Raw genomic sequence first — 13,278 nt, forward strand, 5'->3', positions numbered from 1 at the left:
TGCAAGTGAAAAAATACGTGACGATGAAAGACATCGCCAAACGAGCTGGCGTTTCAGTCAACACAGTTTCGAAGGCCCTGAGAGGCAAAGACGATATAAGCAAGCAGACCCGGCAGAAGATTCTCAAAATAGCCAGAGAGATCGGTTATATAAAAAACACAACGGCTTTTGCTTTGAGGAGAAATCAAACAAAGACCGTTGGAGTTGTCATAGAAGACAGCTCCAACCCTTTTTTTGCAGAGGTTCTTAAAGGCATCGAAGCTGCTACAAGAAAATTCGGTTACCAATTACTTTTGATGAATACAGAGACAGATCCAAAAACCCAGTCGCAGGCTATTACTACTCTACTTGAAAGAAGAGTTGAAGGCCTGTTGATCAGCCCATTTGGGCAGAATACAGAAGATTTTGAAAAACTTTTAAAGATGAATTTTCCCTTCGTGTTAATCGGTAGGCATATGTACTGTTCAGGCATCGATGAAATATACAACGATGAAATCAAAGGGGGCTATTTGGCAACAAAACATTTGATTTCCAGAAATAGAAAACGCATACTCTTCATCAACACAAGCATGGACAACTCTGCATCAATAATGAGATATGAAGGCTATAAAAAAGCACTTTCCCAAGCAAATATAGAACTTTCTGAAGATTACCTTGTCACTGCTCCTTACAATAAAAATATGGAAGCAGGATATATGGGAGTTAAGGAAGCAATCAAAAAGGGTATAGATTTTGACTCTATATTCTGTTACAACGATATGTTCGCATTTGGTGCGATAAAAGCGCTGGATGAACTTGGAAAAAAGGTGCCTGAAGATATAGCAGTTGTTGGTTATGATGATATCTGTTTTGCATCTTATTTTCGTCCGCCTTTGACTACCGTTCAAATCAAGAAGTACGAAATGGGTTTTGAAGCTTTCAAAATCCTTCTGGGGCGAATTACCGGTAAAAGAAAAAGCTATAAACAGCTAATACTGGATGTCGAATTAGTGGTTAGGCAAACCAGCTGAATAAAATAAAAGGCGGGCTTCTGCCCGCCTTTTTTCAATACAATACAGGGCCTGTAATTACTGGCTCTTTGTATATGGGATAGGTAAGCGGACATCCCATTAAGCGAGCTATCAATCTTGGTATATCTGTGTTGTCAAACCAGCCGGTGAAATATTCCGCACCAGGTCCAAAGGCAAAGATTGGTACAGGATTTCCCGTATGGTCGAAAGTGGTCCATCCAACTAAGGCTTTGCTGCTTATGTATTTTCCAAAGTTGTTTGGTAAATCATAGGAACTTTTTGCTGTTTTCTTGATGTTCAACAACCATTCGTATTCTGCTTCGGTCATATCAACTGAATAAATTTCTTTAACAGCACTGATGAATTTTTCTTTTTCTTCGATATTGAATTTAGCCAAAAAAGTATCGGTATTCATTTTGAATTTTTTGAGCGTTTCAACCTCAAGCATATAGGTGCCAGTAGAAGTAGAAAGCCCGCCAGTTTCGTGATCGGCTGTGATAACGATCAGAGTATCTGGGTTTGTTTTAACGAATTGTAAAGCTACGCCTACAGCTTTATCGAATTCAGCAACTTCTTTCCAGACTCCATAAGGGTCATTCCCGTGTGCTTCCCAGTCAATTTGTGATCCTTCGACCATTAAAAAGAATGGTTCACCATCTTTTGATAACAGCTCAAGTGCCTTTTCAACCATTTCGTAGAGCATCGGCTGCTCTCCACTTCGATCGCTTGCCGCAGCCATGTGACTGCTTGAAAAAAGAGCAAGCACTTTATCTGAGTCAATATTAGCAAGCTCACTCTTTTTGGTCACATAAGCATACCCTTTTTCCTTTGCCAGTGCTATCAAATCTTTTTCATCTTTTCTGCTGCTGCCCTTGACAGACATTGGTAAAAAGTTTCTGTAGCCTCCGCCCATGATAATATCAACCGTTGCATTTGTGATTAATTGTTCTGCAAGTTCGTTTTCCATATCTCTATCTGGAACATGTCCATAGAATGATGCTGGAGTAGCATGTGTAATTCGGCATGTGACAACTATACCTGTTCTCATTCCGTATGCTTTGGCAATTTCTATGATCGTCGGTACAGATTCTTGGTTTGGGAGCATGCCTATCATTCCGTTGTTTGTTTTAAAACCAGTTGCAAGTGCTGTACCAGCTGCAGCAGAATCAGTTACCCATGTGTTGGCAGAAAACGTCTTGACAATGCCTGTGTAAGGTGTTTTCATCATGTTCAATGTCTTTCCCTCAAGCAAACTTGCAAGATAAAGGTGGTTGAAACCCATTCCATCGCCAATGAAGTAAATGACGTTTTTGACATGTGCAAATGCCACAAATGTTAAAGCAAGCAGCAATATCACCGCAAGAACTTTTTTCATAAATTCACCTCCCACAATGATAGATTACCAGGTAAAATTCTAACTCATTTTCACAGATTTGAGATAAAATCAAATTGAGGTGAAATTATGATTGAAAAACTTGTTGATTTCTGGAAAGCCTGCTGCTATATTTCAGCCGGAATGATCTATCTCAAAGACAACCCCCTACTGAGAACTCCCTTGAAGTCTGAACATATAAAAAACAGATTGCTTGGCCACTGGGGTGCTTCACCCGCCTTGAGTTTCGTATATGTTCATGCTAACAGAGTGATAAACAAGTACAATCTGAATGCCATCTTCATTGCTGGGCCCGGCCATGGCGCGCCTGGTGTAATAGCGCCTGTATATCTTGAAGGGACATTGAGTGAATACTATCCGGAATTCACACAAGACGAAGAAGGGATGAAAAAACTCTTCAAGTATTTTTCTTTTCCAGGTGGTTTTGGCAGCCACTGCACACCTGAGCTACCCGGTTCGATACAGGAAGGTGGCGAGCTTGGTTATTCACTCTCTCACGCCTACGGTGCAGTGTTCGACAATCCAAAACTCTTAGCTGTAACAGTTATTGGAGATGGCGAAGCAGAAACTGGTCCTCTTGCGGCGTCATGGCATTCCAATAAATTTCTCAATCCAGCAAGAGATGGTGCGGTTTTACCAGTACTGTCTTTGAATGGCTATAAAATAAACAACCCAACAGTACTCGCTCGAATAGAAGAAGCCGAACTACTCAATTTGTTCAAAGGCTATGGCTATGATCCAATCATTGTTGATGGAACAGATGATTATGTTGAGTCGCACCAAAAAATGGCTGAAGCGATGGATAAGAGTGTTGAAAGAATAATCAATATCTGGTCTGATGCCAAGGAAAAAATTCAAAGGCCAATTTTACCCATGATAATTTTGAGATCTCCAAAAGGCTGGACTGCCCCCAAGATCGTCAAAGACCATTACATCGAAGGATACTGGAGATCACATCAGGTACCACTTTCTGATGTCAAAGAAAACACAGAAAACCTCGTGATTTTGCAACAATGGTTGATGAGCTATGAACCCAATAAACTATTCGATCAATCTGGAAAATTGAGAAAAGATTTACTTGAACTCATTCCACCAGATAATCTGAAGATGAGTAAAAATCCAGTTTCGAATGGTGGGCTTATCAGAATTTCATTGAAATTACCCCAGTTAAAAGAGTTCTCCATCGATCCACAGCAACAGAAATACCACGAAAATACCCGCCCGCTTGGAGACTATCTCAGAAAGATCATAGATCTTAATCCAGATAATTTCAGAGTTTTTGGACCGGATGAAACAAAATCCAACAGACTTGATGCAACATTTTCTCATGGCAAAGCCTGGAATGCAAGAATTTTTCCAGTTGACAGTGACGAAGGCTATCTTTCAGTTTTTGGAAGAGTTATGGAAATTCTCTCCGAGCACACAATCGAAGGCTGGCTTGAAGGATATTTGCTCACAGGCAGGCATGGTTTTCTAAATACTTACGAAGGTTTTGCACCTATCATCTCTTCGATGGTCAATCAATTTGGAAAGTGGATCGATATATCTTCGGATATTTCCTGGAGAATGCCGGTTTCTTCTTTAAATCTGCTGCTGACTTCTGTGGTATGGCGGCAGGATCACAACGGTTTCACGCATCAAGACCCGGGTTTTATAACCTCAATTGTTGACAAATGGCCAAACGTAGTCAGAGTTTATTTTCCACCAGATGCAAATACGCTTCTGGCAACGACATGGCATTGCTTGCAGACAACAAACAGAATAAACATCATCGTGGCCGATAAACAAAAACATCCACAATATTTGGATATCGATGAAGCAATCAAAAACGTGATAAAAGGAATTGGAATCTGGAATTTTGCATCAAATCACCCTCAAGAAGAACCAGATGTTGTCGTGGCAAGCTGTGGAGATATTCCAACAAAGGAAGCCATCGCGGCAGTGAAGATTGTTAAAGACTTTTTCCCGGAGCTCAGAATAAGATTTGTGAACGTGATAAATCTTTTTGCTCTAACACCGAGCGGTGAGCATCCTGATGGATTGACTGATAGAGAATTTGATTCTTATTTCACCATCGACAAACCTGTTATATTCAACTTCCACGGTTACCCATGGCTCATACACAGGCTCACATACAGAAGGAAAAATCACGACAACATACATGTGCGAGGCTATCGCGAGAACAGAAAATATGGAATAGATTCCACCGCACTTTCACCGTTCTTGAAAGGAAGAGGTGGTATAACTACACCGATGCAGCTATCGATTTTGAATCAAACCGACAGATTCAGTATAGCAATAGACATAATAGACAGAGTAGAACGCATAAGCCAAAAAGCCGGTTATGCAAGAGATTTGATAAGAAACGCTCAAATTGAGGCTCTTCAATATGCTTATGAATATGGGGTAGATAAACCAGATCTTTGAGTCCGATTAAAGGGGGGTGGGGAGTTTGAAAATTAAAGCTCTGTACATCAGTGGCAGGCAAACTGTCATGGTTCCGCTTTTAGAATTTCTGCTGATCTGGATTGGATTGCCAGTTCTTGTTTTCAGCTTGCTTGGCTGGAAGGTTTCTGGCTGGGTTATTTTTCTTGGTTTTATCGGCAGTTTGATCTTAGCTTTCGCTGTTTGTGTAAAAACTTACGGACTGGTAATGAATTTTGCCAAGGAAAAATATGGAACGCTTTCTTTTGAAAATGATTACATTGAGTACCAAATAGGCAGGCGTAAAGGCAAGATCGATTTGAAAAAACCACATGATGTAAAAATCTGCGCCGGCTCGAGCGGGCTGGGAAAACCATCTGCCCAGATTAATTTTCGACAAACTGGTTTGATCATTCATCTTTATAAAGCAATGCGTGAAGAAGTTCTGGATGTATTTTCAGAACCATACTTTGTTGAAGAACTTTCTATTTTGCCCGAAGAAGGTTTATGGGGTTTTAAGTTGTTGGCAGATGATTCTGAACAAAAGAAATTTTTCTTCACCATGTTAGAAAGCCTGTGGAAAAATCGTGAGAAAAATACATATTTTCAGTCCTATGCGCATTACCCGTGGTATCAAAAACCAAATCCCGCTTTTGAATACATCAAGGTAATAAAAACCGATTCCATGACAATTGAAGAAAAAGAGTTTATAGATACACTTTTAACACAATTTGTAGATAAGCTTGACGATTCCTATGTGCGTACTACTCCAGATTATCTTGTAGGATGGGCTTACAAATCTTTGAAAAGCACATGGACCGGTATGCCAGATTACTACTGCATAATGCCAATTGGCCACGTTAGTGTTGAAGTTTCCCTACCAATGCCAAACTGGAAGCCGTTTATTGTTGGACAATTGGTTATGGAGACTGTTTATAGGCTGGGAAGTTCTTCAAGATCATATGGCCCTTCTCTTCAAAATCGCAGATATTTATACATACGTGGACATGACGAACATGGCAAAATGCTGGGAATGGCTTTTGATTGGTATGAATTAACAGATTCACTGTATGAAGAATCACAGAGATTTGTAAGATTTGTCAATCGTATTTCCATTCCTCTTAGATTCGATTGAAACGCGTTCCTGTGCCTATAGCTTTTGTTTTTGGCATGGCTTTTGGGCATTTTTCAAAAGGCTCTGTTTATCAATATAGCAGCAAAGAAAATATCTCCTATTTTGAAGCGTTTAGAATAGAAAAACTCCGAATCTGAACAATCTATATTTGAAAGCAGGCATTATTTTCCACGATTGGCTTTGGCTGTTATGTAATCTATCGAAATCCGGACCACCCCTGTTTGATTCAACATTGACAGAATACATTTTTCACCTTCGTTTTCATAACCTGGGGAAAGCTTTTTTACAAGACTGCGCAGGACCTGTTTCTTTTCTTCTCCATCAACAAATTCTGCCCTGCCAAAAACGGTAGCACTTTCATATTTCGTGGAAAGTTCCTGCTCAAGAATCTCATTTTCTGCTACCACATTGAAACATACTTTGGGATAGTTTTTTATGCTGTCAACTTTATGGCCATCTAAGGCTGTGTGAAAATATATATATCCATCTATAAAAACATAATTTACAGGTACACAATATGGAAACTCACCATCCCAGGTTGAAAGCACTCCATACTGACCTTTTTCCAGTATTTTATATGCTTCCTGTACAGAAAGCTGCCTCTCAGATCTCCTCACAGGTCTAAACACTTTTCACCCTCCTGATGCGAGAATTTTTCAACCTCTTAAAAGTATAAGCCAAATTCAGATTATCGACCTACACTCAAAGCTATCTGAACGTGATAGAATTTTCTTTGAAATAAGGGGGTTTGAGAGATGGTGCTTTTTCCAAAAAAAGGTGAGGAGAACACAGAAAAAACCTTACAACTTGCAATTGAGGAAGCAAGCAAATGTGGAAAAAAACTGCTGATATCTTCTACCCGCGGTTATAGTGCAGAAAAGGCTTTAGAAATGATACCGGATGATTTTCAATTGATTGTGGTCACACATCATCATGGCTTTAAAGAAGTAGATCATCAAGAGTTTTCTGAGCAAACATTTCAAAAACTCATAAATAAAGGCCATAAAGTTCTCACCGCAACTCACGTTCTTTCTGGAATTGAAAGAGCCTTCAGGAGAGAATACAATGGCATTCATACTGCCGAAGTTATAGCCAATACTCTGAGGCTGTTTTCTCAGGGGGTCAAGGTTTGTGTGGAAATGAGCCTTATGGCAGCAGATGCCGGATTAATCAAATGCAGTGAATGGATAGTTGCGTGTGCGGGCAGTTCAAAAGGGCTGGATACGGCAATGGTTATCAAACCGGCAAATACATCAAGAATGCTGGAATTAAGAATTGGAAAGATCATATGCATGCCTTCTGAATATACAGGTTAAACAAATTCTGAAAAATTTTACTTTGCTGTGAACAAGCTGGCGATGTTTCTAAGACTCTTTCACTAAATTTAAGATGATGCCCAAGCAAACTTGAATATTAATCACATTTCTGTATGAGATCTTGCTTAGATTTATGTTTATAGGCAGTTGAGTTTTTCCCTTACAAATTTGTTAACCAAAAATTTTACTTATGAGATTTTACGAGAAAATGTGAATTTATTCGAGATATTGTAAGATTTTATTCAAATTTATTCCTTGTTCCAAATTTTTTCTGGATTATTAGAACTACTTACTGCTAATACTGAAAAACAATCCTTGACAATACCAATAATACGGGATAGCCTGTTATTGTACAATTATATTTAATTAATTAAATATTTTTGAATAAGAAAGGTGGATTTATTTTATGAGCAGTATAAATACGACATTGAGAATTTTGGAACTCATATGCTCTGAAAAACTTGGTGTAACGGTTTCCCAATTAGCAGAAAGCATCGGCCAATCACCATCAAATATATGCTATTACTTGAGAATTCTTCAAGAAGAAGGATATGTTTACAAAGACGCACATTCAGGAAGATATAAAACTTCGTACAAAATTGTGGATCTAGGTAGCAGGGTTTTAGCAAACAACGAAATCTTTGAAGTTGCTTATCCTGTACTTCTAGAACTAAGTGAAAAAGCTCAAGTCACTGTCCATATGGCTATTAGAGAAAGAAACATGGGAGTATGTATTGCAAAAGTGGGTAGCAGTAAAACAATGCCATCCATTTCCAGGATTGGTGAAGTTTTCGATCTATATCCAACGGCTCTTGGGAAAGCAATTTTAGCTTGGCTTTCTGAAAAAGAATTAGATCAATATTTAAAACACATCCAACTCAAATCTTACACACCATATACAGTAACAGATCCAGACTTACTAAAACAACAATTGCGTGAAATTCGATGCCGAGGCTATTCTGTCGATGAACATGAGCACCGGATCGGGGTTAGAGGTGTGGGTGTACCTGTTTTCGATTACACAAACAAAGTTGTTGCTGCCATCAGTGCTTTATTGTTGCCATATCACAAAGACAACGACATCATAAAGATATCAGTAGAACTTAAAAATGCTGCTATTGAAATTTCAGAGAAACTCGGTTACCGAAACTACTTAAGTATTCAAGCAGATTGAAACTGAATCCTAACTAGTGAGTAGAAAGGGTGATAAAGGTGCCTACAAAGAGTCTCACAAATGTTGAAGAAATAACAGATTTTGTGAGGGGTTGTACGTTTTTCGGCACAGGTGGAGGTGGACGTCCGGAAGATGGCATCAGGTTATTGACTAACATTTTAAAGAAAACGGGGTTCATCAGATGGATTGATGTACAAGAAATACCTGATGAGGGCTACGCAGTCTGCCCATTCTTGATGGGATCCATAGCTCCTTTAACAAACCAAACAATCGAACAAATGAAGCAAATTGGATTAAGTGAGGAAATGAAGGTGAGCGTTAATTTGCTTTCGAAGTCCGTTGAAGCACTGCAAAAATTTACAGGTGTTACTGCAAACGTCATAGTTCCTATTGAACTTGGTGGTGCCAATACTCCGACTGCTTTAGCTGCGGCAATGGAATTACATCTATATGCCGTTGATGGTGACTATACGGGGCGTGCAATCCCCGAGGTAACCCAGGTAACACCTCATATATATGGAAGAGAACCATATCCTATGGTTTCCTGGGATCAATGGGGAAATATTTGCTATATCGAAAAAGCAGTTAATTCTTCCATGGCAGAAAGAATAGGAAAATACCTTTCTGCAGCAGCATTTGGTATAGCTGGTCAGGCAGGTTATTTAATGCCCATCAGAGATATGAAAAATATGATAATTAGTGGTACATTAACAGAATGCTTTGAAATAGGTAATTTGATCAGAGTAGAGAGAGATCAGGGAAGAAATCCAGAAGATGCTGTTTTAAGAAAGACTAACGGCAAAATAATTTTTACAGGAACAGTATCAAAGAAAGAATGGATGGACAAAGATGGTTATTATTGGGGATACCATGAGATCACAGGCACACGAAAATTTGAAGGACAAAAATTCAAAATTTGGTTCAAAAATGAGAATCATATAGGATGGCTGAATGAAAAACCTTATATAACAAGTCCCGACATGATAATTGTTGTTAAATCTTCTGATTTTGAACCCTTGTACAATCCAGACATTCAAGTTGGCATGGAAGTTAAAGTATTAGGAATTCCTGCAAGAAAAGTATTTCTGACAGAAAAAGGTTTAGAGTTGCTTGGACCAAAGCATTTTGGATTCGATATTGAATACATGCCTTTCGAAAAAATGGTAGAGACCTCTTAACGTGAAAAGGTATTCTTAATAAGGAGGGGGTAGTATGTCAAAAGATAGTACGAAATTAGTCGCTGTCTGTTTCTTGATAATGATTTCCGTTTTGTGTTTTGGTCAATCTCAGAGTATCGTTAGAACAACAGAAGACTGGCCTACTTATATTGACCCAGCCGTCGGTAGTGATTTTTCAGACTGTATAGCTATCGTCAATCTATATGACAGCCTTGTCTTTCCAAATCCAGATGGTTCAGTGAGACCACACTTAGCAACTCACTGGGAATGTAGCTCAGATGGTTTAGTCTGGACGTTCTATCTGAGGCAAGGTGTGAAATTTCATTCTGGCAATGAATTGACCGCAGAAGACGTCGTTTTCTCTGTGAAACGACTGTTAACGATGGGAGAGGGATTCGCGTATTTGTTTGAACCATTTATTGACAAAGTAGTAGCTCTGGACAAGTACACAGTTCAATTTAAGATGAAAAAAGCTTATGGGCCATTCTTGAGCACCTTAGTCAGATTGTATATTGTTGATAAAGACACAGTTCTCAGACATTTAGATTCAGGACCATATGGAGAGTTCGGAGATTACGGAAGAAAGTGGCTTTTAGAACATGATGCAGGTAGCGGTCCCTACATGGTGGAAGAAGTAAAGATGGAGGAATACGTACTTATGAAAAAGTTCGATGACTGGTGGGGAGGTTGGGAACCGAACGCTCCAGAGTATTTCAAAGAAATGGCCACGGCAGACCCGGTAACTATAAGAACTCTTGTGGCAAAAAAGGAACTGGAGATAACAGACGAAATACAGCCAATGGAGAGCTATGAAGCAATGGCAAAGATGCCAGGTGTGGAAGTAATACGTTTTGTCCCAGGAGGAATGAATTTAAATGTGATGTTGCATACACGAAAACCTCCAACAGATGACGTTCACTTTAGAAGAGCTTTGGCATACGCAGTAGACTACAAAACAATAGCCAATATAATATTCCCAGGATCATTAGTCGCACGAGGGCCAGTTCCGCAGACTCTTCCCGGCCATGACTCATCCATACAGCCATGGGAATTCAATTTGGACAAAGCGCGTGAAGAACTCAAAAAATCCAAATACTATGGACAATTAGACAAATATCCTTTGACATTTTCTTGGTGTGCCGAGGTGCCAGAGGAGGAAAAAATAGCCCTAATGCTTCAAGCTAATTGGTCTAAGTTAGGTATTAAAGTTGAGGTGACGAAAAAACCTTTCGGTTCTATGATTGCTGATGCTCAAAGCATTGAAACAACTCCTAACTGTTCCTTGATATTCGTTGCGGCACATTACATGGAAGCAGGCGGCATGCTGACAACCCGTTACCACTCAAAATCAACAGGCACATGGGAACAATGTGAGTGGCTGTTGAATCCAGAGATCGATCGTATGATAGAAGATGCACTGAGCACGATCAATACCGAGGAACGATTCAATAAGTACCACGCAATTCAACAGAAACTTGTGGAGCTGTGCCCAACAATTTGGTTAATAGACCGGGCAGAAACACGTGCGTATCAAGCATCGTATGTTTCTTGGTTTGTTGCAGATTTAGTACATCAAGGAAAGCAAATTGCCCTTCCCCTGGGCTATGGACTCTACGCACATGATATGAAAGTATTCCCCGAGAAAAGGTAAAGTGCAGATTTCTAAACCGGATGAGTAGGCGTAATGAAACTCATCCGGTTTAGCCGTAAACAAATGGTGGTGATGAGAATATGTCTTTAACCAAATATATAATTAAGCGCATTGTTTATTCCATAGGCGTACTTTTTGGAGTATCGATACTAATTTTTATAATTTCCAATATTGTCCCAGGGGATCCAGCTCGCATGGCTCTGGGTCCAAGAGCACCGGAATGGGCAGTCGATTCTTTGAGAAAAGAGATGAACCTCGACAAACCATTAGTGGAGAGATACTTCCTTTGGCTGTCCAATTTGATGCAAGGTGATCTTGGTGAGTCCTTACGATCGCGAAGACCAATTACAAAAGACATAGCAGAATACTTACCTGCTTCCATTGAAATAATTGCACTGTCGGCATTCTTCATGGCCGTTATCGGTATAAACCTTGGTCGCCTTTCTGCGCGTTTTTCGGGAACCTGGCTCGATGGTGCAATTAGGATACTCTCCTATATAGGAATAGTAACTCCTGCTTTTGTGTGGGCAATTATATTTCTTCTTTTATTCACTTATTTGATCCCGATCTTCCCAACAACGGGAAGAATAAGTCCTGGCTTAGTTGCTCCCCCAAGAATCACGGGAATGTATATAATTGACGGTTTACTAACTGGAAACTTGCGTGTGGCGCTAGATACCTTATGGCACATAGTATTACCCTCTCTCGCTCTGTCAATGGGCGGGGCTGCTCAAGCAGCGAGAATGACAAGGGCAAGTATGGTTGATAATGCTGAAAAGGACTACATTCTCGCAGCCCGAGCATACGGAGTACCAAGCAAATTGATATACCGCCGTTTGTTGCTAAAACCCTCTTTGGTGGCACCAATATCCATAATGGCTCTGGATATAGCTGCGCTGTTGGGAAACGCTTTCCTTGTCGAACTCGTTTTTCTTTATCCGGGAATATCTCGTTATGGCATAGAAGCCATGCTTAACAAAGATCTTTTTGCAATCATAAGTGTTGTGTTAATTATAGGTATTGGATACACAATTGCAAATGTCGTTATAGACGTGATTATCGCATATCTTGATCCCAGAGTACGGTTAGGAGGGGCAAAAAGTGCGTGATAGCACAGTGACAATTGAGATATCCGCAAGATCTGCCTATGCTGAAAGGTTTAAACGAGCATGGTACCGTTTTTCAAGAAACAAGTTGTCATTGTTGGGGCTTTTGATGGTAGCAAGTATCGTATTTGTCGCTATCTTTGCTTCAGTGGTTAGTCCATATCCTGAGCACGCGGGAGCATTTGTCGATTTTGGTAACACCATGCATCCTCCAAGCCTGGAACATCCTTTTGGGACTGATGCCATGGGTAGAGACATTCTTACGAGATGTTTTTTTGCATTCCGCGGGGCATTAATTATGGGAATAGTTGTGCTTGCGATAGTTGTTCCGCTTGGAACAGCTGTTGGTCTCTTCGGGGGCTACTTTGAAGGCAGGTGGTTCAGTACAGTTGTTATGCGAGTGACAGATGTGTTTCTTGCTGTGCCCCCTTTGGTCCTTGCTCTGGCAATAGCAGCCTTGCTTAAGCCTACGCTCATGAACTCCATGATTGCAGTGTGTGTTTCGTGGTGGCCATGGTATGCTCGACTGGTGTACGGTATGACTGTTTCAGTTAGGAATGAACCATTCGTGAAAGCGGTGGAGTTAACTGGAATGAACAGATTCAAGATAATGTTCAGTGAAATTCTTCCAAACCATTTAGGGCCAATTCTGACAAAGATGACTCTCGACATGGGATGGGTAATTTTAACAGGAGCATCACTGAGTTTTGTTGGACTGGGAGAACAACCGCCAACCCCGGCATTGGGGACCATGGTCTCTGATGGTGCAAAATATCTTCCTACCTACTGGTGGATATCTGTATTTCCAGCTTTGATGATTGTGGTTATTATATTGTCATTTAACCTGCTTGGTGACGGTATCAGAGAAATGCTGACATCGGGGGAATAGTT

11 protein-coding genes are annotated in these 13,278 nt (G+C 40.1%); 9 read left to right on the top strand and 2 right to left on the bottom strand.

Annotation, left to right across the window (positions count from 1 at the left end; genetic code table 11):
- Positions 1-5: 5 nt before the first annotated feature.
- Positions 6-1,010: a LacI family DNA-binding transcriptional regulator gene (locus TEL01S_RS08135; RefSeq protein WP_028843821.1), complete on the top strand. Its 1,005-nt coding sequence runs from the start codon at positions 6-8 to the stop codon at positions 1,008-1,010.
- 34 nt (positions 1,011-1,044) lie between these two features.
- Here TEL01S_RS08135 and TEL01S_RS08140 read toward each other — a convergent pair whose 3' ends face one another.
- Positions 1,045-2,385, bottom strand: coding sequence for an alkaline phosphatase (locus TEL01S_RS08140; RefSeq protein WP_028843820.1), 1,341 nt, complete (start codon positions 2,383-2,385; stop codon positions 1,045-1,047).
- A gap of 87 nt (positions 2,386-2,472) precedes the next feature.
- Between TEL01S_RS08140 and TEL01S_RS08145 the strand changes: the two genes are divergently transcribed.
- Positions 2,473-4,830, top strand: coding sequence for a phosphoketolase family protein (locus TEL01S_RS08145; protein WP_028843819.1), 2,358 nt, complete (start codon positions 2,473-2,475; stop codon positions 4,828-4,830).
- Between the two features lie 25 nt (positions 4,831-4,855).
- Positions 4,856-5,962: a hypothetical protein gene (locus TEL01S_RS08150; protein WP_028843818.1), complete on the top strand. Its 1,107-nt coding sequence runs from the start codon at positions 4,856-4,858 to the stop codon at positions 5,960-5,962.
- 161 nt (positions 5,963-6,123) lie between these two features.
- Here TEL01S_RS08150 and TEL01S_RS08155 read toward each other — a convergent pair whose 3' ends face one another.
- Complete coding sequence (locus TEL01S_RS08155) at positions 6,124-6,591, bottom strand: pyridoxamine 5'-phosphate oxidase family protein (RefSeq protein WP_028843817.1); 468 nt, start codon at positions 6,589-6,591, stop codon at positions 6,124-6,126.
- Positions 6,592-6,717: 126 nt separating this feature from the next.
- On the opposite strand from TEL01S_RS08155, the gene TEL01S_RS08160 reads away from it, so the two are divergent.
- The 6 genes from TEL01S_RS08160 to TEL01S_RS08185 all read left to right on the top strand — a co-directional run bounded on the left by TEL01S_RS08160 (position 6,718) and on the right by TEL01S_RS08185 (position 13,276).
- Positions 6,718-7,278 carry a pyruvate kinase alpha/beta domain-containing protein gene (locus TEL01S_RS08160; RefSeq protein WP_012003617.1) on the top strand — a complete coding sequence of 187 codons (561 nt, stop codon included), beginning with the start codon at positions 6,718-6,720 and terminating at the stop codon, positions 7,276-7,278.
- A gap of 406 nt (positions 7,279-7,684) precedes the next feature.
- A complete protein-coding gene (locus tag TEL01S_RS08165) occupies positions 7,685-8,452 on the top strand; it encodes an IclR family transcriptional regulator (RefSeq protein ID WP_051366221.1) in 768 nt (255 codons plus the stop codon).
- Positions 8,453-8,490: 38 nt separating this feature from the next.
- Positions 8,491-9,630, top strand: a complete 1,140-nt coding sequence (locus tag TEL01S_RS08170) for a DUF917 domain-containing protein (protein ID WP_028843815.1) — start codon at positions 8,491-8,493, stop codon at positions 9,628-9,630.
- Positions 9,631-9,664: 34 nt separating this feature from the next.
- Positions 9,665-11,281, top strand: coding sequence for an ABC transporter substrate-binding protein (locus TEL01S_RS08175; RefSeq protein WP_028843814.1), 1,617 nt, complete (start codon positions 9,665-9,667; stop codon positions 11,279-11,281).
- An 80-nt stretch (positions 11,282-11,361) separates the two neighbouring features.
- Positions 11,362-12,390: an ABC transporter permease gene (locus TEL01S_RS08180; protein ID WP_028843813.1), complete on the top strand. Its 1,029-nt coding sequence runs from the start codon at positions 11,362-11,364 to the stop codon at positions 12,388-12,390.
- Positions 12,383-13,276, top strand: a complete 894-nt coding sequence (locus TEL01S_RS08185) for an ABC transporter permease (protein WP_198407819.1) — start codon at positions 12,383-12,385, stop codon at positions 13,274-13,276. Before TEL01S_RS08180 ends, TEL01S_RS08185 begins: the two co-directional genes overlap by 8 nt.
- Positions 13,277-13,278 lie beyond the last annotated feature (2 nt).

It is taken from the genome of Pseudothermotoga elfii DSM 9442 = NBRC 107921 (assembly GCF_000504085.1).
Classification (GTDB): domain Bacteria; phylum Thermotogota; class Thermotogae; order Thermotogales; family DSM-5069; genus Pseudothermotoga_B; species Pseudothermotoga_B elfii.